Origin of the sequence: Vibrio sp. 10N.261.55.A10, from assembly GCF_041470825.1 — a bacterium.
GTDB lineage: Bacteria > Pseudomonadota > Gammaproteobacteria > Enterobacterales > Vibrionaceae > Vibrio > Vibrio crassostreae_C.
Genome location: NZ_JBFRNC010000012.1, coordinates 1 through 23610 on the forward strand (window position 1 = coordinate 1; position 23610 = coordinate 23610).

15 protein-coding genes and 1 riboswitch are annotated in these 23610 nt (G+C 43.9%); of the genes, 9 read left to right on the top strand and 6 right to left on the bottom strand.

The window, feature by feature from the left end; translation table 11 throughout:
• Positions 1–803: 803 nt before the first annotated feature.
• Complete coding sequence (locus AB4274_RS04030; RefSeq protein ID WP_017061334.1) at positions 804–2084, bottom strand: sodium:proton antiporter; 1281 nt, start codon at positions 2082–2084, stop codon at positions 804–806.
• A 169-nt stretch (positions 2085–2253) separates the two neighbouring features.
• On the opposite strand from AB4274_RS04030, the gene metH reads away from it, so the two are divergent.
• Complete coding sequence (metH, locus tag AB4274_RS04035; RefSeq protein ID WP_372111083.1) at positions 2254–5931, top strand: methionine synthase; 3678 nt, start codon at positions 2254–2256, stop codon at positions 5929–5931.
• Positions 5932–6037: 106 nt separating this feature from the next.
• On the opposite strand, the gene lysC is transcribed toward metH, so the two are convergent.
• Entirely contained in the window at positions 6038–7405 is a 1368-nt protein-coding gene (gene lysC / locus AB4274_RS04040) for a lysine-sensitive aspartokinase 3 (RefSeq protein WP_372111085.1), read from the bottom strand.
• A 108-nt stretch (positions 7406–7513) separates the two neighbouring features.
• Positions 7514–7691: riboswitch (Lysine riboswitch) on the bottom strand.
• Positions 7692–7867: 176 nt separating this feature from the next.
• Between lysC and AB4274_RS04045 the strand changes: the two genes are divergently transcribed.
• On the top strand, positions 7868–9007 hold the full coding sequence (locus AB4274_RS04045; RefSeq protein WP_017061337.1) for an alanine--glyoxylate aminotransferase family protein: 1140 nt from the start codon (positions 7868–7870) through the stop codon (positions 9005–9007).
• A 112-nt stretch (positions 9008–9119) separates the two neighbouring features.
• On the opposite strand, the gene AB4274_RS04050 is transcribed toward AB4274_RS04045, so the two are convergent.
• From AB4274_RS04050 to AB4274_RS04065, 4 genes are all read right to left on the bottom strand, one after another.
• Positions 9120–10883 carry a PglL family O-oligosaccharyltransferase gene (locus AB4274_RS04050; RefSeq protein WP_372111087.1) on the bottom strand — a complete coding sequence of 588 codons (1764 nt, stop codon included), beginning with the start codon at positions 10881–10883 and terminating at the stop codon, positions 9120–9122.
• Positions 10884–10979: 96 nt separating this feature from the next.
• A complete protein-coding gene (gene uvrA / locus AB4274_RS04055) occupies positions 10980–13811 on the bottom strand; it encodes an excinuclease ABC subunit UvrA (RefSeq protein WP_017061339.1) in 2832 nt (943 codons plus the stop codon).
• Positions 13812–13960: 149 nt separating this feature from the next.
• Positions 13961–14833 (bottom strand): UTP--glucose-1-phosphate uridylyltransferase GalU, encoded by an 873-nt coding sequence (gene galU / locus AB4274_RS04060; protein WP_372111090.1) that lies wholly within the window; start codon positions 14831–14833, stop codon positions 13961–13963.
• 157 nt (positions 14834–14990) lie between these two features.
• Positions 14991–15638, bottom strand: a complete 648-nt coding sequence (locus tag AB4274_RS04065) for a LuxR C-terminal-related transcriptional regulator (RefSeq protein WP_029235092.1) — start codon at positions 15636–15638, stop codon at positions 14991–14993.
• A 278-nt stretch (positions 15639–15916) separates the two neighbouring features.
• Between AB4274_RS04065 and AB4274_RS04070 the strand changes: the two genes are divergently transcribed.
• The 7 genes from AB4274_RS04070 to AB4274_RS04100 all read left to right on the top strand — a co-directional run bounded on the left by AB4274_RS04070 (position 15917) and on the right by AB4274_RS04100 (position 23609).
• Positions 15917–16474 (top strand): single-stranded DNA-binding protein, encoded by a 558-nt coding sequence (locus tag AB4274_RS04070; RefSeq protein ID WP_017061342.1) that lies wholly within the window; start codon positions 15917–15919, stop codon positions 16472–16474.
• Between the two features lie 162 nt (positions 16475–16636).
• Positions 16637–18652, top strand: a complete 2016-nt coding sequence (csrD, locus tag AB4274_RS04075; protein ID WP_017061343.1) for an RNase E specificity factor CsrD — start codon at positions 16637–16639, stop codon at positions 18650–18652.
• Between the two features lie 2 nt (positions 18653–18654).
• Positions 18655–20097 carry an MSHA biogenesis protein MshI gene (locus AB4274_RS04080; RefSeq protein WP_017061344.1) on the top strand — a complete coding sequence of 481 codons (1443 nt, stop codon included), beginning with the start codon at positions 18655–18657 and terminating at the stop codon, positions 20095–20097.
• Positions 20097–20744 (top strand): type 4a pilus biogenesis protein PilO, encoded by a 648-nt coding sequence (gene pilO / locus AB4274_RS04085; RefSeq protein WP_017061345.1) that lies wholly within the window; start codon positions 20097–20099, stop codon positions 20742–20744. The genes AB4274_RS04080 and pilO overlap by 1 nt, the downstream gene beginning before the upstream one ends.
• Complete coding sequence (locus AB4274_RS04090; RefSeq protein WP_017061346.1) at positions 20737–21069, top strand: hypothetical protein; 333 nt, start codon at positions 20737–20739, stop codon at positions 21067–21069. The genes pilO and AB4274_RS04090 overlap by 8 nt, the downstream gene beginning before the upstream one ends.
• Before the next feature lie 15 nt (positions 21070–21084).
• On the top strand, positions 21085–22716 hold the full coding sequence (gene mshL / locus AB4274_RS04095) for a pilus (MSHA type) biogenesis protein MshL (protein WP_372111092.1): 1632 nt from the start codon (positions 21085–21087) through the stop codon (positions 22714–22716).
• 53 nt (positions 22717–22769) lie between these two features.
• The gene (locus tag AB4274_RS04100; RefSeq protein WP_017061348.1) at positions 22770–23609 is read left to right on the top strand and encodes an ExeA family protein; all 840 of its coding nucleotides are present in this window, start codon (positions 22770–22772) and stop codon (positions 23607–23609) included.
• Position 23610: the final 1 nt, after the last annotated feature.

Below are 23610 nucleotides of genomic sequence, written 5' to 3' on the forward strand. Positions count from 1 at the left end.
TTTTCCGGATTGGTATAATATACGCCATTAGCAAAGCCGCGGATTCTCCTACTTACCAAAACAGCGCGTGTTGGGAGTCTAAACCTCCAACCTTTCCATATACTAAGCCTCAGCAGAAATACTGGGGCTTTTTTGTATCTGCTGCTTCTACGAAGTAATGTTGGGATAACTAGGCGCTCCTAGCTCACCTGCGTGCTCGAATCTCCGGAGTGCCTACTCATTCCAGCCTTGCCATATTTAAGACTCTAGTCTGCACGTCTCGGCAGAAATGCTAGCGCTTTTTATTCCTGTCATTTTTACAAGTATCACTTGAAGTACCATGTGTTCCTTTAGCTAACTCTATCGAACACTGATTTAGTGCAGTCTTGCTGTATTTAATGACTTAGTTCAAAGCTAAAGCTTTCTGTTCACCACTCATCTAGCTCCGTAGTCCTGTTAATAACTAACGCTATTCTAGCGAGACGTTGAGTCCCGTTATTTTTGTTTCCAGGTGAAAGGTGAAGCCTTTCGATTGAAGCTTATATAACTTGAGAGTGGGTTATTGGGTAGACTAACGAGTGAGCAGAAGAACGAGTTCTCAGTATGACTTAACCTTCTGAACGAGTTCTGGCCAAATTTAGTGCTCCCCCGAAATTAAGGCTTTCGATTACTCCAATAATAGTGGTATCAAATATCGATATGAGCTCTATGTTCCACGCATACCTTTCAGCGATAGCTTCAGTATGGGAATTGGTGAGTTTGACTTCCATTGGGTATAAAAAAGGCCACCTAAAGTAGGCGGCCTTGGTTGATCTATCTAGGTGTTAATCTAGCTCTTTCTCTGCTTGTTTTGCTTTCTCTATCATAGGAGTGATTGTTGAGCCTTGAACTAGAATAGAGAACACAACAACGGCGTATGTCATGACAAGGATTATCTCTTTTACATCTATTGCTTTGTCTTCAATTACCCAGATACCTGAAGGGATAGAAAGTGCCATGGCTAAAGCTAAGCCACCGCGTAAGCCACCCCAAGTTAGAATCTTAATCGACCACGGGTTGTAAGTTCTAAAGCGTTTAAATCCGATGTAAGACAAGAAAACACTTAAGTAACGTGCACTCAATACTAGAGGGACTGCGAACGCCATTAAGATCCAGTCTTCTTGGTGGAATTTGAACAACAGCATCGACATACCAATTAATAGGAATAATACGCCGTTTAAGAATTCATCTATCAATTCCCAGAAATGATCTAGGTGATCTTCACTCTCTTTCGAGAATCCGATAAAGCGAGTCCAGTTACCAATCATGATACCTGAGACAACCATGGCTAATGGTCCTGATACATGTAGAACTTCAGCAAACGCATAACCAGCAGTTGGGATGCCGATGGTTAATAGCAACTCCATAGAGTGGTCATCGGTGTTGCTGATGAGGTAATGGAATACAAGACCTAAAACAAAACCGTAGACGATGCCGCCAATCGCCTCTTGGACGAATAGCATGGTCACACTGCCGACAGTCGGCGCTTCTGTGCCGAATGCGATAGTAAATAGGGTTACGAAGATAACTAAGCCAAAACCATCGTTGAATAGAGATTCTCCCTCGATTTGAGTAGAGATTCTTCTGGGCGCATCGAGTTTCTTTACTATTGCTAGCACAGCGATGGGATCGGTTGGAGAGATTAGCGAGCCAAAGAGTAGGCAGTAAATCAGATCAAATTGAATACCGATGAACTGACAGAACCCGTACAGCACAAAGCCGATAAAGAATGTTGAAAACAGCGTAGCACCAAGTGCGAGTACTGTTATTTCCCACTTCTGGTCTTTTAGGTTCGGTAATTTAATTCCCAAACCGCCAGCAAAAAGCAGGAAGCCTAGTATTCCTTTGAGCAGGAAGTCTTCAAAGTTGATACTGGCAACGGTTTCTGAGGCGATGTCAGCCAGTTGGAACCAATTGTTTTGTCCTGCAATGATAATCAATAGAGACAGCATCATTGAGCCAGCAGTGATGGCGATGGTTGTCTGCATTTTACCAATTTTGGTATTCACGAAAGCAATGAGCATTGCCGCTGCGGATAAGAAGCATAAGGTGTAATAGACCGACATTGGGATTCCAACATGTAACAAAGTATGAATATGAATTTTCGTTGTCTCATGCTCAAATAGCAAACATTTTTTTGTCATGAGTCGGTAATCAATTTCCTTTTTTAGACGTCTAGACTCCTTTTTAATGTGTGATAGGATGGAGGGATAATTAAAGGAATGAGGTTGTACCGTGGGAAGTAATGTAAGGCAAAAGATTGACGCTCTATTGAAGCAACGAATTTTACTGATTGATGGTGGCATGGGCACCATGATTCAGGACTATAAATTGGAAGAGCAAGACTATCGTGGTGAACGCTTTGCTGATTGGCATAGTGACCTAAAAGGTAACAATGACCTTTTAGTGCTGACACAACCTCAGCTTATCAAAGATATCCATTCACAATATTTGGAAGCTGGGGCTGACATCCTCGAAACCAATACCTTTAACGCTACAACCATTGCTATGGCTGACTATGATATGGAAAGCCTTAGTGAAGAAATTAACTTTGCTGCCGCTAAGCTTGCCCGTGAAGCGGCTGATGAGTGGACGGCAAAGACCCCAGAAAAACCTCGCTTTGTAGCAGGTGTATTAGGTCCGACTAACCGTACTTGTTCTATCTCTCCAGATGTTAATGATCCGGGTTATCGTAATGTTAGCTTTGACGAGTTGGTCGAAGCATACTCCGAATCGACTCGTGCTCTTATTAAAGGCGGTTCAGACCTAATTCTTATTGAAACTATCTTCGATACACTAAACGCTAAAGCGTGTGCTTTTGCTGTGGAATCTGTTTTCGAAGAAGTGGGTATCACTTTACCTGTAATGATCTCAGGTACCATTACTGATGCATCAGGTCGGACACTTTCAGGCCAAACAACAGAAGCTTTCTACAACGCCCTTCGTCATGTTAAGCCTATCTCGTTTGGTTTGAACTGTGCATTAGGCCCTGACGAGCTGCGTGAGTATGTCGGTGAGATGTCTCGTATCTCTGAGAGCTTTGTTTCGGCTCACCCTAACGCAGGTTTACCGAATGCATTTGGAGAGTATGATCTTTCCCCTGAAGATATGGCTGAACATGTTAAAGAGTGGGCTGAAAGTGGCTTCTTGAATTTGATTGGTGGCTGTTGTGGTACTACGCCAGAGCATATTCGCCAAATGGCGGAAGCTGTTGAAGGTGTTACCCCTCGTCAATTACCCGACCTACCAGTATCGTGTCGTCTATCCGGTTTAGAACCTCTGACCATCGCGAAAGAATCTCTGTTTGTAAACGTTGGTGAACGTACAAACGTGACTGGCTCTGCCCGTTTCAAACGCTTGATCAAAGAAGAGCTTTACGATGAAGCCTTGAGTGTCGCTCGCGAGCAAGTTGAAAATGGCGCTCAAATCATCGATATCAACATGGATGAAGGGATGCTAGACGCTGAAGCGTGCATGGTTAAATTCCTCAATCTATGTGCTTCTGAGCCTGAGATTTCAAAAGTACCAGTAATGGTCGACTCTTCAAAATGGGAAGTTATCGAAGCTGGCCTTAAGTGTATTCAGGGTAAAGGTATCGTTAACTCTATCTCTCTGAAAGAAGGCAAAGAGAAATTTGTCGAGCAAGCTAAGTTGGTTCGTCGTTATGGTGCTGCTGTCATCGTGATGGCGTTTGATGAAGTCGGGCAGGCTGATACTCGAGAACGCAAAGTCGAAATCTGTACCAATGCCTACAACATTCTTGTTGATGAAATTGGCTTCCCACCTGAAGACATTATTTTTGACCCGAATATCTTCGCGGTTGCCACTGGCATTGATGAACATAACAACTATGCGGTCGATTTCATCGAAGCTGTGGGGGATATCAAGCGTGACCTCCCGCATGCGATGATCTCTGGCGGTGTGTCGAATGTTTCATTCTCATTCCGTGGTAATAACTACGTCCGTGAGGCTATTCACGCGGTATTCCTATATCACTGTTTTAAAAACGGTATGGATATGGGCATTGTAAACGCTGGTCAGTTGGAAATTTACGATAATGTTCCAGAAGATCTGCGTGATGCTGTTGAAGATGTCGTACTAAACCGTCGTGATGATTCGACTGAAAGATTGCTGGATATGGCGACCGAATACCTAGCGCGTGCTGTTGGTAAGGTTGAAGATAAATCTGCATTAGAGTGGCGAACTTGGCCTGTAGAGAAGCGTTTGGAGCACTCTTTGGTAAAAGGTATCACCGACTTTATTGTTGAAGATACCGAAGAAGCTCGTGTTAATGCCTCTCGTCCTATTGAAGTGATTGAAGGTCCTCTAATGGACGGAATGAACGTTGTTGGTGACCTGTTTGGTGAAGGTAAGATGTTCTTACCACAGGTTGTAAAGTCTGCGCGTGTGATGAAACAGGCGGTTGCCCATTTAGAACCATTCATTAATGCATCCAAAGAAGTGGGCGCAACTAACGGTAAGATTTTGTTAGCGACCGTTAAAGGTGACGTTCACGATATCGGTAAAAATATCGTTGGTGTGGTTTTACAGTGTAATAACTACGAAATTATCGACTTAGGTGTGATGGTTTCTTGCGAGAAGATTCTCAAGGTAGCGAAAGAAGAGAATGTCGACATTATTGGCCTGTCTGGGCTGATTACACCGTCTCTTGATGAAATGGTACATGTTGCTAAAGAAATGGAGAGACAGGGTTTCAAGCTGCCTCTTCTGATTGGCGGCGCAACCACATCTAAAGCTCACACAGCAGTTAAGATTGAGCAGAATTATTCAGAACCTGTTGTATACGTAAATAATGCCTCGCGTGCAGTGGGTGTTTGTACTTCACTACTTTCTGATGAATTGAAACCCGCTTTCGTTGAGAAGCTGGATATCGATTACGATCGCGTTCGAGATCAGCACAATCGTAAGAAGCCTCGTACCAAGCCTGTCACGCTTGAAAGAGCTCGTGCCAATAAAGTTGCTATCGATTGGGATGCGTATACGCCACCGGCACCCGCTAAGCCGGGAGTGCACATTTTCAATGATTTTGATGTGGCAACTTTGCGTCAGTACATCGATTGGACTCCATTCTTTATGACATGGTCATTGGTTGGTAAATACCCTGCAATCCTTGATCATGAGGAAGTGGGTGAAGAGGCAAAACGTTTATTCAAAGATGCTAATGATTTACTGGATCGCGTAGAGAAAGAGAAATTACTTGAAGCGCGTGGCATGTGTGCCATGTTCCCAGCGAACAGTGTTGGTGATGATATTGAGGTGTATACCGATGAATCTCGTACCGAAGTTCTAAAAGTTCTACATAATCTTCGTCAACAAACAGAGAAACCAAAAGGCTTTAACTACTGTTTGTCTGATTACATTGCGCCAAAAGAAAGCGGTAAAGCGGATTGGATTGGTGGCTTTGCGGTGACGGGTGGTATTGGTGAGCGAGAGCTGGCTGATGAATATAAAGCGAAAGGCGATGACTACAACGCGATTATGATTCAGGCGGTTGCTGACCGATTGGCTGAAGCGTTCGCGGAGTACCTGCATAAAGAAGTGAGAAAGGATATCTGGGGTTACTCGCCAGATGAGAATTTGTCTAACGACGATTTGATTCGAGAGAAATACCAAGGTATTCGTCCAGCTCCAGGTTACCCTGCTTGCCCTGAGCATACAGAGAAAGGCACTTTGTGGGAGTTGATGGATGTTGAAAAGGCAATCGACATGTCATTAACGACAAGCTACGCGATGTGGCCTGGTGCTTCGGTATCTGGTATGTACTTCTCACATCCTGATGCCCGATACTTTGCTATTGCACAGATTCAACAGGATCAAGTGGATAGCTATGCTGACCGCAAAGGTTGGGATATGTTAGAAGCCGAGAAGTGGTTAGGTCCTAACATTAACTAGTTTGAATCTATGATGAGCTTTGATTCGTAAAGTAAAAAGAGAAAGGGTTGCTGAATAGCAACCCTTTTTGTATTTGTGATTTATCTGTCGATGATAAACGGACTTTCTATTCAAATAATTCTTGGTGCAGTTTTTGAATCGCCAACTTAGAAACAGATTCATTTAGTAAGAAGCACAGGTTGTGTGGGCTTGCACCGTAACAAATCATGCGTAGGTTGAAGTCTTCAAGAGTGCCGAAGACCTGCTTTGCATAGCCTTTGCTTTCACTCATGTTGTTACCAATAAGAGCAACAAGGCATAGGTCGTGTTCAATATCTACAGAACACAGCTCCTCAAGCTCAATGCGAGCGGCTTCAGGTAACTCAGGGGCACCACCAGAGGTATCCGTTTGATCGAGTGTTAGTGAAACACTGATCTCTGAAGTGGTGATAAGATCGACCGAGATCTTATGTTTAGCAAGGATCTCGAATACCTTTGCCAAGAAGCCATATGCATGGAACATGTTAGCACTGCGTAGCGTAACCATAGTTTGGTTGCAGCGTAGGGCAAGCGCTCTAAATAGAGGAGAGCTCTCAACTTCTTGACGAATCCAAGTACCGCCTAACTCTGGCGCTTTAGAAGAGCCGACAAATACCGGTATTTGGTGGCGTAGTGCAGGTACTAGAGTCGATGGGTGCAAGATCTTCGCACCAAAGTTTGCCATTTCCGATGCTTCACTAAAGCTGATCTCTGGGATAGGAGAAGCTTTAGGTGCAATACGAGGGTCAGTGGTGTAGATACCCGGAACATCCGTCCAGATTTCTAGACCAATCGCCTGTACAGATTCGGCAATCAGTGCTGCTGAGTAATCACTGCCACCGCGGCCTAAAGTCGTGGTGTTACCTTCGCTATCAGCGCCGATAAAACCTTGGGTAACGACAACTTGTTGTTGGCAAAGTGGAATCAGTTTCTCTTGCGCTAGAGCGGCAATATCTTCTAGTTGAGGTTCGGCTTTACCAAAATCATCATTAGTACGCATCACATCTCTGATATCAAAGCGAACAGCAGGAGTGCCTCGTTCAGAGATGATCTGAGCCAAGATGTGTGTCGAAATCAACTCGCCACATGCGACAAGGTGATCCGTCAGTTTAGTACTTGTTTGGAATGATGCGGCCTCTGCAGCGCTCGCAATGTCATCAAGAATGCTGTGGACTTCTTTTTCGATGCTGATTGGATCTGCGAGTTGGTCAAGAATTGCGTTGTGAATGTCCGCTAATTGCGCCATTAGTTCCTGACGACGAGCTTTGTCTTGAACACCATGTGCTAGTTCAACCAGCAAGTTAGTGACACCAGAGCATGCACTACTCACGACCAGTTTCGTGTTTGAGTTGTTTTCAATAATGGCAGCACAACGGCTCATTGCTTCAAAGTTGGCAACACTTGTTCCACCAAACTTAGCGACATTAAAAGAACCAGCTACATTAGATGCACTCACGATATATCTCCCACGACTTCCTAAAATAAAATTACGGTTGGGTAATCCAACGTCCGATGTTTTTCGAAGAGAGTTTTAGAGCAAAAAGAGAGGAATTATTAGAATAGTAACCTCAGAAGCTCTTCACCATATAGAAATGGCGACAGTTGACGGGATTCAGCCCGCTCAACCGATAATAAAGGTCCTGCATCCTTTTATTATCTCGGCACTGCTCCCCATAAATGTTTTGTATTGGAAATGCGGTTCCACAAAACATCTGCCTGGGCAGTGCTCCTCTTCTGCTAGATAGCCGTTTCATTGAACGTTTTTGTGGTAACAATGTCAATCCGTAACTTGAGATAATTGAAAAATAATTTTAACAATTATGTGACAGTGGTTTGACCTCAATACTTATGGCTAATTGCTGAGGTAATCAATTTGCTTTAGGGTGGATTGTTCACAACATTAACGTAAGGGATGTACATGTCTAATTTACCACTCACTACTGCTATCGATAGCTTTTATCCACCACACCGAACGTTAATGGGACCTGGTCCTTCAGATATCTCACCTCAAGTGTTACAGGCTTTGAGCCGTCCAACCATAGGTCACTTAGATCCGCTGTTTATTGCGATGATGGACGAGCTTAAACAGCTTCTTAAATACGCTTTTCAGACTGAAAACGAATTTACGATTGCCGTTTCTGCACCGGGCAGTGCGGGTATGGAGACCTGTTTTGTTAACTTGATTGAGCCTGGTGAAAAGGTGATTGTTTGTCGTAACGGTGTCTTCGGTGAGCGTATGCGAGAAAACGTGGTGCGTTGTGGTGGCGAAGCCATCCTTGTTGATGACGAATGGGGCAAGCCCGTTTCAGTTGAAAAGGTAGAACAAGCATTGGCAGAAAACCCCGATGCCGTTGCTGTTGCATTTGTGCATGCAGAGACATCAACCGGAGCGTTATCTGATGCTCAAGCTATCTCTGCTGTCGCTCGTCAGTTTGATGCGTTAACGATTGTTGATGCAGTGACATCATTAGGTGGTGTGCCATTGCTGGTTGATGAGTGGCAGCTTGATGCGGTTTATTCTGGCAGCCAAAAGTGTCTGTCTTGTGTGCCAGGGCTATCTCCAGTGACTTTCTCTCAGCGTGCGGTTGATAAAATGAAAGCCCGTAAAGCACCAGTGCAAAGCTGGTTTTTGGATCAAAGTTTAGTATTAGGTTACTGGAGTGGAGAAGGTAAGCGTAGCTACCACCATACCGCACCCGTGAACAGCCTTTATGCTCTGCATGAGTCGCTGGTTTTGTTGAAAAATGAAGGCTTAGATAATGCGTGGTCTCGTCATCATGCGATGCACCAAGAGCTTAAAGAAGGCGTAGAAGCTCTAGGGTTAAAGTTTGTGGTTGATGAAGAGAGCCGCCTGCCGCAGCTTAATGCACTTTATTTCCCAGAAGGAATTGATGAGGCTAAGATCAGAACGCAGCTTTTAGAAGAATATAATCTTGAAATCGGTGCTGGGCTTGGCTCTTTGGCTGGTAAGGCATGGCGTATCGGCCTCATGGGTTACGGTGCTCGTAAAGAGAATGTCGCGTTGTGCCTAAAAGCGCTAAAAGATGTTTTGAAGTAGCTGCATGAACTGAAATTAAAAAGAAAAGCGCACGAGAGATCGTGCGCTTTTTTGTATCTACCCCAAGCTCCTACTGCCTACTAAGTGAAGCTTGCGTTGCGAATTCTTAACATTATTCTGCAGACGAAACGTTATCTTCTGCTTGTGACACTTTCTTATACTGAACCTTTGAAAAGTCTCTGTTAGGGAATAAAAAGTTCGCTTCGCTACGAATTTGCTCTGCTTTACTTTCTTCTCCTAGGCCTTGATACGCCAGAATCAGATTGCTGTAGAAAGCCGGTCTTGGTTTGCTCTTAATGATCTCCAGTGACCAATCGATGTAAGGCTGTATAAGGCTCGGGTCGGCTTTGTAGAGGCCGATATTAAGGTAAGTGCTGTATATATCCCAATCGTAGCGATCTTTCCACACCACTGGGTTCGTTACCTGCTTAAGAATGTCCGGATTTTTCGGCTTAGACAGTTCAAACTTAGTCAGTACATAGTTGGTGTGCAGGGCGCTCAACATATAAAAACTGACCAAAATAGGGAGCACTAAGCTCAACACTCTAAATAGGGTCTTGCTAATGATACTGAACGACTGTTGATAATGTCGGGAAGAGCGCTGATCTACCCAGTAAATCAATATAATGAATGTTATCCAGTGAATCGCCGAGTGGTAAAAAGGATACTCAAGTTGAGAGTGCAAAAGGATTGGGATAAATAACGCGAGCAGGGCTAGACGTGTTCCCTTTGCTGAACTTGTTATGCGTGACATCACCAATATTGCAGCAATCAAGATTCCGATGATTGGTACAATCCCCCCTTCAACTCCCCAAAACAGGAACTCATTGTGCGGGTGATCCATTGAAGGAAGACCTGGATGATAGTTCGAGTTGAGTTGATGTTGGCGAGCTGTATATAGCGTGTATTCAGACTCAAATTTCCCGTAACCATAACCTGTAAATGGCTTTTCGATCATCATATCTAAAGCTTGCGGGAACGTATAAGCGCGCGGGCTTTCTAGGTTCGCTTTCTTGCTAGCGAGGCTATCAGTCGCACTTAGGCTGATCACCGAAAAAGCGACGACGACACCGACGAGCACTGATGCGCACCATCCGTAGAAGCGTTTCTTGGTCGAGAACTTGTATAGATAGGGCAGAATGCAGATAAACCCAATGACAGCTGCCAACCATCCGGTACGTGATGCGATGATGATCAGCAAGGGCACGGTTAAGGTTGGAGTTAAATACAGTAGGAATGATTCGCTGATCTTATGGTTATATTTAGCCGGCTGCCTTGCTAAAAGGTAAGCGGACAGCACAAAACCAGTAGCAAGAAAGCTTGCCATTACATTCGGTTGTTGAAATATCCCATATGGTCGGTTTGCAGCAGTGTTGTAGCCAAATAGGTTGCCAGGTTCTAATAAGAAATATTGCACATAGCCAAATAGTGCTTGTGTAACAACAGCAAGTACAATGAACCACAACATACGTTGCTTGTGTTTATTGCTGAACTTAAATTGCTGCAGCACCACAAATAAGGCAAAGCCCGCCCACAATCCAAGCAAGCGTCCTGACGCTCCTTGAGGTGCAGCATTGCTGTATAAAATGGGTAGCGTGAGTATGATGCAGCTAATCAACAAGCCAATTGTTAATTTGGAATACTTGAGTACTCGATTGGTCGCGAGTTGGTAAAAGCCAATCGCTAGCGTGAAGCTTAGCGCTAGCCAAGTGGTAGGGTTAAAGGATAGAGCAAGGCCCGAACCACCAGGATTCGGCATGAAAAAATGCATAGCTAACAAGAATACAACAGCTAAAGAAGCCAGAAATGCTTTGTTGAGTGGTAGCTGAGTGACCTGATTTTCTAGCTGAGTACCGCTAGTGTGTATTGTTGCCATAAATCCCTAACCTTATAAAAACAGAGCTTGTTCCTTCTGAAACAAGCTCTGTTACTTTAACATTTTTCTGTCTGCCCGCAGGGCGCTATTTTACGCCTACTTCAAATTTAACATAGGCTTAAGGAAGCGAGCAGTGTGTGAACCTTCGACTAACGCCACATCTTCAGGTGTACCCTCTGCAACAATCTCACCACCACCTTGCCCACCTTCTGGGCCAAGATCTAGGATCCAGTCTGCTGTTTTAACGACATCTAGGTTGTGCTCAATCACGACAACTGTATTACCGTGATCACGCAGTCTATGTAATACCGTCAGTAGCTGCTGGATATCGTGGAAATGAAGGCCTGTTGTTGGCTCATCGAGAATGTATAAGGTTTTTCCCGTGTCTCGTTTAGACAGTTCACGCGCTAATTTAACACGCTGAGCTTCACCACCAGATAAGGTTGTAGCTGCTTGCCCTAAGCGAATGTAAGAGAGGCCAACGTCCATTAAAGTTTGCAGTTTACGAGCGATAACAGGTACCGGGTTGAAGTATTCACGAGCATCTTCCACAGTCATCTCTAGAACTTCGTCAATGGTTTTACCTTTGTAGCGGACCTCTAGAGTCTCACGGTTATAGCGCTTACCTTTACACACATCACAAGGCACATACACATCGGGTAAGAAGTGCATCTCTACCTTGATTACGCCGTCTCCCTGACAAGCCTCACAACGACCACCACGAACGTTAAAGCTGAATCGACCTGGCTTGTAACCACGAGAACGTGATTCCTGAGTGCCCGCGAATAGTTCACGAATAGGGGTGAAAATCCCTGTGTAGGTCGCAGGGTTTGATCTTGGTGTACGACCGATAGGGCTTTGATCTATGTCGATTACCTTATCAAAATGTTCTAACCCTTTAATCTTTTTGTGCTTTGCTGGAACTGCAGTCGTGGCACCGTTTAATTGAGTGTGGGCGACTTTAAAGAAGGTATCGTTGATAAGCGTTGATTTACCCGAACCTGATACGCCCGTAATACAACTGAACAAGCCAACAGGAATTGTCGCGGTCACATTCTTTAGGTTGTTCCCCGTTGCGCCAACGATCTCGACGACCTTTTTCTTGTCGATAGGCGTTCTCTTTTCAGGCACTGCAATTTCTTTAGCACCGCTCAGGTATTGGCCTGTCAAAGAGTTCGGGTTTTCGATGATGTCTTGCATGGTACCTTCTGCCACCACGTGACCACCGTGCACCCCTGCTCCTGGACCGATATCGATAACATGGTCAGCACAACGAATTGCATCTTCGTCATGTTCCACAACAAGTACCGTATTACCTAAGTCTCTCAGGTGAATTAAGGTTTGCAATAGACGTTCATTATCGCGCTGGTGGAGACCAATTGATGGCTCATCAAGTACATACATAACGCCAACTAAACCGGCACCGATTTGGCTCGCCAAACGAATACGTTGCGCCTCACCACCAGACAGCGTTTCAGCACTGCGTGATAGGTTAAGGTAGTTCAAACCAACGTTGACTAAGAAATGCAGACGATCATTGATCTCTTTCATCACTTTATCTGCGATCTGCCCACGTTGACCGTCTAGCTTCAATTCTTGGAAAAATTGTAGTGCGTCAGCAATGCTAAGTTCAACGATTTCCGGAAGTGTTGTATCACCAATGAAAACATTACGAGCTTCTAATCTCAGGCGAGTGCCATCACAGCTAGAGCACGATTTGGTTGAGATGTATTTAGCAAGATCTTCACGCACTGCGCTCGATTCAGTATCACGGTAACGGCGCTCCAAGGTATTTAAAATGCCCTCAAATGGATGACGCTTAACCCGAATATCACCTCGGTCATTGATGTACTTGAATTCCACTTCAGTACGACCTGATCCTTTTAGAATGATCTCTTGAGTCTTTTTCGGTAGAGAATTAAATGGCGCATACAGATCAAAACCATAATGTTCTGACAGCGACGTTAGCATCTGGAAATAGTAGTAGTTCTTTTGATCCCAACCTTTTATCGCACCTTCAGCAATGCTTAGGTTCTCATCTAAAATCACTCGGCTTGGATCAAAATACTGTTGAACACCAAGACCATCACACGTACCACATGCTCCTGCCGGGTTATTAAATGAGAACAGGCGAGGCTCAAGCTCTTGCATGCTGTAACCACATTTAGGACAAGCGAAGTTAGCAGAGAATACGATCTCTTCTTGATCCGTTTCGTCCATCCAGCCGACGACAGCGATACCGCCAGAGAGCTCTAATGTGGTCTCGAATGACTCGGCTAAACGCTGTTGAAGATCAGGACGAACCTTGAATCTGTCTACCACAACTTCAATGGTGTGCTTCTTATGAAGTTCAAGTGCTGGTGGATCGGATAGATCACAGGTTTCACCATCAATTCGGGCTCGGATAAAGCCTTGCGCAGCTAAGTTTTCCAGTGTTTTAACATGCTCACCTTTGCGCTCTTTGACAATCGGTGCCATCAACATCATCTTTGAGCCTTCAGGCAGTTCTAAGACCTTATCGACCATTTGACTGATGGTTTGTGCTGCTAGAGGGATGTTGTGGTCTGGACAGCGAGGTTCGCCTACTCGCGCATACAATAATCTGAGGTAATCATAGACTTCGGTAATGGTACCGACGGTTGAGCGAGGGTTATGTGAAGTCGATTTTTGTTCTATTGAGATAGCTGGAGATAGACCTTCAATATGGTCGACATCAGGCTTTTCCATAAGAGATAGAAATTGACGAGCGTAAGCAGACAGAGATTCAACATAACGACGCTGACCTTCTGCGTAGAGTGTGTCAAACGCAAGTGACGACTTTCCTGAACCCGATAATCCGGTGATGACAGTCAGTTTGTCACGTGGAATGGTTAGGTTGACGTCTTTGAGGTTATGCGTACGAGCGCCTCTAATTTCTATTTTATCCATCTCAATAGACCATGTAATTTTAAGTGGCTAAAGTATTACATAGAGTGAGATTTGTGCAAAGTTTTACTGGATAAAAAAACAGTAAACAAAAAGGGCGACTCAAAGAGTCGCCCTTTCTAAAATCAGTAACGTTAGTGATTAACCAGTCGTTATGCTTCTTTCTTGGTCGAGTGTTTACCTAGCTCGATTTGCTGCTGGTCTTTCTTGTATAGGTTTTCGAAGCAGTAGTTTGTTGCTTCGATATAGCCTTCAACACTACCACAGTCAAAACGTTGGCCTTTAAATTTGTAAGCCAATACACAGCCTGATTTTGCCTGTTTTAGCAATGCATCAGTGATCTGGATTTCGCCGCCTTTACCTGGTTCTGTCTGCTCGATTAATTCAAAGATATCTGGAGTCAGAATATAACGACCAATGATCGCTAGGTTGCTTGGTGCTGTACCTTGCTCTGGCTTCTCTACCATGTCATCAACTCGGAAAAGGTCATCTTTGATCATTTCGCCAGAGATAACACCGTACTTGTGAGTCTCTTCTTCTGGAACTTCTTGTACAGCAACAATAGAACAGCGGAACTGTTTGTATAGCGCAACCATCTGAGCTAGCACGCCTTGTTGCTCGTTCACACAAAGGTCATCAGCAAGTACTACTGCGAACGGTTCATCGCCTACAAGTTCGCGACCCGTTAAAATAGCATGGCCAAGGCCTTTCATCTCACGTTGACGAATGTAGGTGAAGTTTGCCGCTTCAATCGTTTCACGGATATTAACCAATAGGTCTTCTTTATTGGTGCCGCTAATCTGGTGCTCAAGCTCGTAGTTTTTATCAAAGTGATCCATGATCGAGTGCTTACCACGTCCAGTAACGATGCACATTCCATCCATACCAGCTTCGATAGCTTCCTCTACACCGTATTCAATCAGAGGCTTGTTTACTACAGGCATCATTTCTTTAGGCATTGACTTGGTTGCAGGTAAAAAACGTGTACCGTAGCCAGCTGCCGGGAAAAGGCACTTTTTGATCATGATAAGACCCTTTATCTATAATAATTATTGATTCAACCTGAGTGGTTGATATTTCTGAGGGCAACTCTAGCATAAGTTATGTCGAAAATTCAGCAACAATAGCCATGGTTTACTAGAGCTTCCCTCAAAATTATCGTCAGACTAAGAGGTGGGTCGATTATGCAAGCAGGTTCTGGTTTGCCCATGCTATCGCTTGAACTCTATTTTTTACCGCAAGCTTACGGAATATTTGATAGAGGTGAGATTTAACCGTGAACTCACTAATAAACAAGTCATCGGCGATTTGTGTGTTTGAAGACCCGGATTGAAGACAGCGAATCACCTGGATCTCACGAATGGTTAAATCAACATTGGTTGGTGTGGTGTTGGTATTGACCATATTGCGATAATAAAACAACAGTTGATTGGTTACCTTCCTTGGCAGCCAGTTATCGCCATCAATGACTTCTTGAAGACCACGAGCAATCTTGTCCTTTTGTTCAGTGTTGTAAAAGAGTCCTTTTAGTACCCCATAGGTAAGAAGCTCTGAGGTTGGAAGTTGCTGGGGGACATTGAATAAAATGATTTCGTGATTTTTCCACATAACAGTCAGGTTAGGACAAATAATCAGTAGTTGTGGTACCTCTCTGTAATCGACGAGCAAGATCCGGTTACTCCGCTTTCTATCAACTAGCATTAATTCGTCGGGTGTCATTTTGTAGAGAACAATAGATAAATGCTTTTCTATCTCTTTTACATGTAGATAGGTATCGTTTGGGTCGATGCACAGAAAGTGTAAAGTGCGAGCGTATCTTGATTTTCTCATTGAAACGTCCTGTTTGAGTGGGATTAGATTCCACGTTGTCATGCAGGCTTTAGCTTCTCTAGCGCCTTGATAGTGACTTGCGTTGAATATCAATTATCAAAGTAAATGAGTGGTTTGTAAGTGGAGAAAAAAGCAACATCGCTCTGAATATCATGATTTGTTACGTTTTTATTCTTTGTAGTGAGGAGAGAATAGGAATGCGATTTATCACTGCAGAAAAGCATGCTATTCTTGTGCGCTAAAATTTTCTGAGACTATGAATTTAGACGGAGCAAATCATGGCTAGCCGTGGAGTTAACAAAGTTATATTAGTGGGTAACCTAGGTAATGACCCTGAAATTCGTTACATGCCAAATGGCGGCGCAGTAGCGAACATTACCATTGCAACGTCAGAGTCATGGCGTGATAAAGCAACTGGCGAGCAGCGTGAAAAAACAGAATGGCACCGTGTTGCTCTGTTTGGCAAGCTTGCGGAAGTTGCTGGTGAGTACCTACGTAAAGGTTCTCAAGTTTACATTGAAGGTCAACTTCAAACTCGTAAATGGCAAGATCAAAGCGGTCAAGATCGCTACACAACTGAAGTGGTTGTTCAAGGCTTCAATGGTGTAATGCAAATGCTTGGCGGCCGTGCTCAAGGTGGTGCTCCTGCTCAAGGTGGCATGGGTAACAACCAACAGCAAGGTGGTTGGGGTCAGCCACAGCAGCCACAACAACAGCAACAACAATACAGTGCTCCCGCTCAACAGCAGCCAAAAGCACCTCAACAAGCTCCTCAGCAGGCTCAACCTCAATATAATGAGCCGCCAATGGATTTTGATGATGACATCCCATTTTAGATCCCTGTTTTTAATATATTATAAAGACAGTATTAAATTGGAAAAAGCCGCGTTCATCGCGGCTTTTTGTTACCTACAATTCTTAACGCTTTATTTACAACGTCAATTTATAGTATAAGTAGCAATACGGTATAATGTGAGTTGAAAAGGATTTCGTTATTCATGAGATATACCCCGACACTAAAATTGAGCACTCGATTGGTCGCATTTGTCACCGTGATAGTGATCAGCGCGATGTTCATTCTTTTTATTGGTGGCACACTTTCCTTTAAGCGTATTGGACAGGAATATTTAGACCATTATTTGGTTGGCATTGTCGACGTTGTAGATAAAGAGATGGAAGACCCTGACGCCGCGTATTCAATGCAGCGTTGGATGCCTAAGATGTTGCAGGCGAGCAATATTGTTGAGATGAAACTCTCGAACAAGACCGGCATCGTTTATCGTTTCAAAGATACCTCCCCACAAATTGATCCCAATCGTCTTTATGAGAAAAGCTTCATTTTAGAGCGTAATGAAGGCTACCGAATCGAATTTAAAGCACTTCCTCCTTATATTGGCTACAACTACTCAATGGAAGCGATGTGGTCAATTACTTTGGCTGTCGCATTGGTTCTGTTCTGTCTTGCTCGCGGTGTTCGTTGGTTGAAAGAACAACTCATGGGTTCTGAAATCTTGGAAGAGCGAGGAAGAATGATCTTGGCCGGTCAGGTTGAAGCTCATGCAAAGGGAGATGAGCGAGAGTGGCCTTATACCGCAAGCGAAGCCTTAGATGTATTGATTGAAGAGCTACAAGATGCTCGTCAAGAACGAAGTCGCTTTGATACCTTTATTCGTACCCATACTTTCCTAGATAAACTCACGGGAACGGCAAACCGAGTTTTATTCGATAATAAGCTGGAATCGGCACTGCATGAAAGTGGTGCTCGAGGCGGTGTGTTACTGATACGTATCGACGAATGGGAGCAAGTTAGTGATGCTAACGATAAGCAAACCACAGACGGCTTTATTATTGAAGTCGGTGAAGTACTGTCGAATATCGTTCAACGCTATCCCGATGTCATTTTTTCTCGCTATTACGAAGCGGACTTTGCTGTATTTATCCCTCATCAGGGCGCAAAAGATATTGCGACCTTGGCTGCTCAGTGTTTAAGGCAGTTAGATAAGCTAACTCCGCCAGAGCCTTTAGAGTCGGATAACTGGTGTCATATTGGTGTGACCATGTATACCGAAGGTGAGCGTCATAGCCAGATCATGGATGAAACGGAAACGGCACTAAAGAGTGCTCAGTTAGAGCGTATTAATAACTGGAGCCGTTACCCGAAAGAGAATAAGAATGAGCTTGATAGAGGCAGTGTTCGTTGGAGAACATTACTTGATAAAGCGCTGCTTCCTGAAAATTTAGTAATCTTTGCTCAGCGGTGTTATCTTATGCCGGAACCTGGTCAAGTTAATGAATTGCATAGAGAAATATTTACTAGAATTCAGGATCCTGACAAAGGTTTATTGAAATCGTCTCGATTTATGCCTGCGGTAGAGCAAGTGGGTTATCAAGCTCAAATGGATCAATCTGTTTTGAAGGTTTTGTTGCGTTCGCTTAAAGAATCAACTCAATCTATCAATTATTCAGTGAATCTGAATGTTACCCCGTTTGCTAATAAACAGCACTTTAAGTGGTTTAGGAGTGAGTTGTTACAGCTCTCTGCTCAACACCGCTCTCAGCTTGCGTTTGAATTTCCGGAAGGACACTTGATTGCTCATCTTGATTATATGAGACCGGTGGCAAAGATGTTGCGAGGTTTAGGGTGTAAAGTTGTGGTTGGCCAAGCTGGGCGAACCATTGTTAGCACTCACTATATAAAGGATTTGAAGGTTAGTTATATTAAGCTTCATCGAAGCCTAATAAAGAAAATCGATCAAAGGCATGAGAACCAACTGTTTGTTCGAAGCTTAATTGGGGCGTGTGGTGATTCTCCAACTCAAGTTATTGCCGTTGGAGTCGAGACAAAACAAGAAAAGAATACCTTGATAGAGTTAGGCATTAACGGCTATCAAGGGAGATATTTCGACGAAGAACAACAAATTATCCCTTTGCCTAATCAAGCAGAAAAAGCCGCGAAAGCGGAATCTGTTGTCAAAGTTGGACGAAGAAATCGATGGCGTAAGAGTAGTAGTTAAGAATGAATTTTAAAGCGATTTTAGACAAAATAAAGCCAACGAATAATAAAGGTAGCTCGCAAGTTGTCTTGCTGGGCAATGACGCCATTTATATTTCATCGACAGAACAAGATCCTCAAGTAGCCAGCATTCCCGTGGTTAATGGGGACTGGGAGAGTGCGCTAAAAAAATCGCTTAGCAGTGAGGCGTTTACCAGTAATAGCGTCCAACTGATTGTCTGTGCTAACTACTACCAAACCTACCAAATTGATAAACCGGACATTCCAGAGAGTGAATGGTCGGTAGCACTGCCTTTTTTACTCAAAGATCTTGTTTCAGAAAGAGTCACGGAAATTACTGCGAGTGCGGTCGCGTTACCAACGTCGAACAAGCTGCAAGTATATGTCCTGCCTAAAAAGCTGTTGGACAAGCTTTTGAATATCACTAATTCGGCTCAGGTTGAATTAATAGGTGTTGCTCCTGAAGATGAAATCTGGGGTTACAGTGCAGGCGAACTGTCTAATTTCATTCTTTTACAACGTAGCGTCAATTCACACTTTAAATTGGGTGCGTTTGTCGAAAATACCGTTTGTTTTCAAAGAACCATCCGCAGTGTTGTGCCACCTTTAACGGGTGTTGCGTCAAGTGCTCTGCAGTTAGATGGCCTCGCTTTAGAGCTTCAACGCTCGATTGATTACCTTTCTTCTCAAATTAAAGGCACCCAGCTTCACCAGCTTAAAATCTGTTGTGACGAAGAAGATGAAGCAGAGTTACAAAGTGCCTTAAACAGTACATTGAGCTCGACAGTTTCACTGTTGGTTGAAGGTGAGCGTGATAATTCAGAGAGTTTGTTGCTTAAACTTGCAGCTGAAAAAGAGACGTTTAAGGTCAATCTTTACCCTGAACACCTTAAGCCTAAAAAAGAATATTTTACGCTGACCAATGTTGTTGCGAGCTGGGGAGTAATTTGTGTTTTGATGCTTGGTGGTTACTTCGCAATGCAGTATCAAGTTTCTAATCTAGATAAAGAGCTAACAGCCCTGCAACAAGACTCGAATCAACTTAACAAGCAAGTTAACCAATTGAATAGTAAGTTAACTCAGCATAAACCGTCTCCAGAGAAAGTCGCGGCGGTTGCGCGTCTCAAACGTGAGACTGAGGCTAAAAAAGAGGCTTTGAAGGCTGTTGGACAATACGACGAATCCCAACAAGTCGGGTATTCTGGCGTCATGAATTCCTTAGCTAAATTAGGCCGAAATGACATTTCTCTTTCGCACATCTACATGACCCACGATACTTTAGATCTTAGTGGCTTGGCTCGTAACGCAAATGTCGTTCCGAACTGGATTGGTCAGTTTAAAAGTGAGCTTAATTTAGTCGGACGCACTTTTGAAAAACTAAAAATTGGCCGTAATGATCAGGATGTGGTGACGTTTGAGCTAAGTACTCGTCGGGAGAGTAAATAATGCAGCAGTGGAACCAGCTGAGCGATAAGTTTCTTGCATTAAGTCAAAGAGAGAAATGGCTACTTTTTGTGTGTGGTTTTGTTGGCCTATCGATGTTGTTGTTCACCTTATTGGTTGAGCCTGCGTATCTCGATCTACAAGCTAAAAATGCCAAGGCGAGCAGCCTGACTCAATCGAATCAAAGGCAGCAAGGTGAGTTACTTGTTCTGCAAGCTCAGTTAAACAAAGACCCAGACAAAGAAATTAATCGAGAGTACAAAAAGCTGCTGGTGGAGAGCCAAGATCTCTCTCTTCAGCTTTCTCAGATTGTTGATGGATTAATCACACCTTCTCAAATGTCGCAGTTACTGGAGAGCGTTCTTAACGCCGGTAATGGACTAAAGCTTGAATCGCTAGAGTCATTAAAACCAGAAGCGATTTCGAACAATAAAGAGACCAGCGAATATTCAGGCTACTTTCTTCACCCTGTAAGAATGGAGCTAACCGGCAGTTACTTTGATATCTCAGCTTACCTTCAAGCACTTGAGTCTCTACCTGTGAGTTACTACTGGCGCACATTTGAATACTCAGTAGAAGAATATCCTAAAGCTCGACTGGTGTTCGAGGTTTACACATTAGGTACTAGACAGGAGTTTATCGGTGGTTAGAACTCTTTTGTTGTCCTTGCTATTTAGTAGCTCTTTTGTGTGGGCTGAGCAAGATCCCACGGCGCCATTAGGCTGGCTTTCACCTCAACAGAAAACGGCGCCTGCTAAGAAAGCACCAACTCGTTATCGCTTGCCTTCTTTAGAAAGCATCGTGTGTAAGGGAGATACGCCTTGCTATGCGATTATGAATGGTCAGATTCTCGGACAAGGGGAAACGATCAGAGGGTACCGAGTTAAGAACATAGATCCAGAATACGTCACTCTGCAGAGAAGCTCTAAGCAGTGGAAATTAGAGATGTTCTCTTTAGATGTTAAGAATAATTAAGGTTAGAGTGAAGACATGCGTAAACTTGTAGTAGCAATCCTAGTGTCATCTTTAGTCGGCTGTTCGATGGGGCATAGAGATCCTGTTGAGATTAAAGAGTCTTTAAACGAATCAATTAATGAAGCCAATAGCAGAGCGCTTCATGAGCTGCCTTCGTCGGTTCAAGATGACCTTATGCCTCAGCTTAATTCTGACTCGATGTCTCCGGGGATGGAAACGGTTAAGCGTTTTCGTATTCAGGCAAAAGGCGTTGAAGCGAGAACTTTTTTTGCCAGCTTAGTGAAAGGTACGGAATATAGTGCGGCTATTCACCCAAGTGTGTCTGGAAACCTTACGCTTAATCTAACGGACGTGACGTTAGATGAGGTACTGGCTGTTGCTCAAGATATGTATGGCTACGATATTGAAAAGCGTGGCAAAGTGATTCAAGTTTATCCTGCCGGTCTTCGCACCGTAACGATCCCTGTCGATTACTTACAAGTTAAGCGTTCTGGTCGCTCACTAACGACGATCACCACCGGCACGATCTCTAACTCAGATTCGAATTCATCGAGCTCTTCAAACTCGAACTCGTCAAATTCATCTAACTCTTCTAATTCATCAAACTCGACATCGAATGGTGGTACAGAGATTGAAACGACCTCTGAAAGTGATTTTTGGCCACAGCTTGAAGCGGCGGTTGCTCACTTAATTGGCTCGGGCGATGGGCAAAGCGTTGTCGTGACCCCGCAAGCGAGTGTGATTACAGTGCGTGCTTACCCTGACGAAATTCGTGAGGTTCGAGAGTTCTTAGGTATTTCTCAAAAACGCCTGCAGCGTCAAGTTATCCTAGAAGCCAAAATCATGGAAGTAACCTTGAGTGATGGTTACCAACAAGGTATTAGCTGGTCTAATTTATCTAAGTCGATTGGCAGCGGCGGTGTGGTAATTGATCGACCTGGTGGAACTTTGCCTCCATTAGATGCGATCAGCTCTTTGTTAGGCGGGCAAACCAACGTAACGATCTCAGATGGCAGTTTTGAAGCGGTATTGAGCTTTATGGATACTCAAGGTGACCTGAACGTTCTATCAAGCCCACGAGTCACAGCTGCAAACAACCAGAAAGCGGTTATCAAAGTGGGTACTGACGAATACTACGTGACGGATTTATCTAGCGCGGTAGGCAGTGGTGACAACGCGAATGTGGCGCCTGAGGTTGAACTAACTCCGTTCTTCTCTGGTATTTCTTTAGACGTGACCCCTCAGATAGATGACAAAGGTAGCGTGTTCTTACATGTTCACCCAGCCGTTATTGAAGTAGAGGAAGAAGTAAAAGAGCTCAACCTAGGTTCAACAACGGGCTTGGTGCAACTTCCTTTGGCGAAAAGCTCTATTCGTGAATCTGACTCAGTGATTCGAGCTCGAGATGGCGATGTGGTTGTTATTGGTGGTTTGATGAAATCCAACACCAGTGATGTGACCTCTAAAGTTCCATTCCTCGGTGATATTCCAGCCTTAGGTCATTTGTTCCGTAATACCAATCAGTTAACGCAAAAAACTGAGCTCGTGATCTTGCTTAAGCCAACGATCGTGGGTGTGAATACTTGGCAAAATGAGTTGGAGCGTTCACGTGATCTTCTTCAGCAGTGGTTCCCTGATGAAGAGTAATTGCTTACTTTCTCAATATAGAGTGGCAGTGTCTCACTAAGCTAGGTCGTCGTATGTATCAAGCTCACTTTGGTTTTGAACAACTGCCATTTACCTTAACGCCGAATACCGATTTCTTCTATGGTTTAGCGCCTCATTTCGAAGCGATTCAGACGGTAATCTCGGCGTTGGAAATGGGCGAGGGCGTGATTAAGGTGACCGGAGAGGTAGGCACTGGAAAAACCATGGTTTGCCGGATGTTGGTCAATCACCTACATGACTGTACAGCTCTGATCTACTTACCAAACCCTGTGTTATCAGGGGCAGACTTGCGCCAGGCGGTTGCAACAGAGCTTGGTTTAGCTGTCGATAATGAAGCAACCTTGGTTGATAACATTCAGCATAAGCTCATTGAATTGCACAATTCTGGTTTAAGAGTGGTGGCTATTCTTGATGAAGCTCAGGCTCTATCGGATGAAGCGCTCGAAACATTAAGGTTGTTTGGTAACCTTGAAACGGAAGATAAAAAACTGCTGCAGATTGTTCTATTAGGTCAGCCAGAATTGGATGCTCGATTAGAGGCTTATCACCTAAGGCAGTTTCGCCAAAGAATCACATTTAGTTCGACACTGAGACCGCTGAATCTCGATGAAACGGTGGCTTATATTGATAATCGAATCGCTAAATCTGGTGGCAGTCCTGAGTTATTCAGCTTGAATCAAAAAAAGGCGATCTGTCGTTCGTCGTTAGGTATCCCTAGATTGATAAACCAACTTTGCCATAAGGCTCTATTGCTTTCGTTCAGTGAAGATAAGAAAAGTATCGACAACCAACATCTTTTTTCAGCTATGCATGAAACGTACGATGTGTGTAAGCCTAAATTTAAAACGCCAATACTGTGGGGTTGGAATTAAT

Bases quoted from the DNA above. Each gene is read 5' to 3' on its own strand.
- AB4274_RS04030 (WP_017061334.1), bottom strand. From the start codon at position 2,084: ATGTCGGTCTATTACACCTTATGCTTCTTATCCGCAGCGGCAATGCTC.
- AB4274_RS04045 (WP_017061337.1), top strand. From the start codon at position 7,868: ATGTCTAATTTACCACTCACTACTGCTATCGATAGCTTTTATCCACCA.
- AB4274_RS04050 (WP_372111087.1), bottom strand. From the start codon at position 10,883: ATGGCAACAATACACACTAGCGGTACTCAGCTAGAAAATCAGGTCACT.
- uvrA (WP_017061339.1), bottom strand. From the start codon at position 13,811: ATGGATAAAATAGAAATTAGAGGCGCTCGTACGCATAACCTCAAAGAC.
- galU (WP_372111090.1), bottom strand. From the start codon at position 14,833: ATGATCAAAAAGTGCCTTTTCCCGGCAGCTGGCTACGGTACACGTTTT.
- AB4274_RS04065 (WP_029235092.1), bottom strand. From the start codon at position 15,638: ATGAGAAAATCAAGATACGCTCGCACTTTACACTTTCTGTGCATCGAC.
- AB4274_RS04070 (WP_017061342.1), top strand. From the start codon at position 15,917: ATGGCTAGCCGTGGAGTTAACAAAGTTATATTAGTGGGTAACCTAGGT.
- csrD (WP_017061343.1), top strand. From the start codon at position 16,637: ATGAGATATACCCCGACACTAAAATTGAGCACTCGATTGGTCGCATTT.
- AB4274_RS04080 (WP_017061344.1), top strand. From the start codon at position 18,655: ATGAATTTTAAAGCGATTTTAGACAAAATAAAGCCAACGAATAATAAA.
- pilO (WP_017061345.1), top strand. From the start codon at position 20,097: ATGCAGCAGTGGAACCAGCTGAGCGATAAGTTTCTTGCATTAAGTCAA.
- mshL (WP_372111092.1), top strand. From the start codon at position 21,085: ATGCGTAAACTTGTAGTAGCAATCCTAGTGTCATCTTTAGTCGGCTGT.
- AB4274_RS04100 (WP_017061348.1), top strand. From the start codon at position 22,770: ATGTATCAAGCTCACTTTGGTTTTGAACAACTGCCATTTACCTTAACG.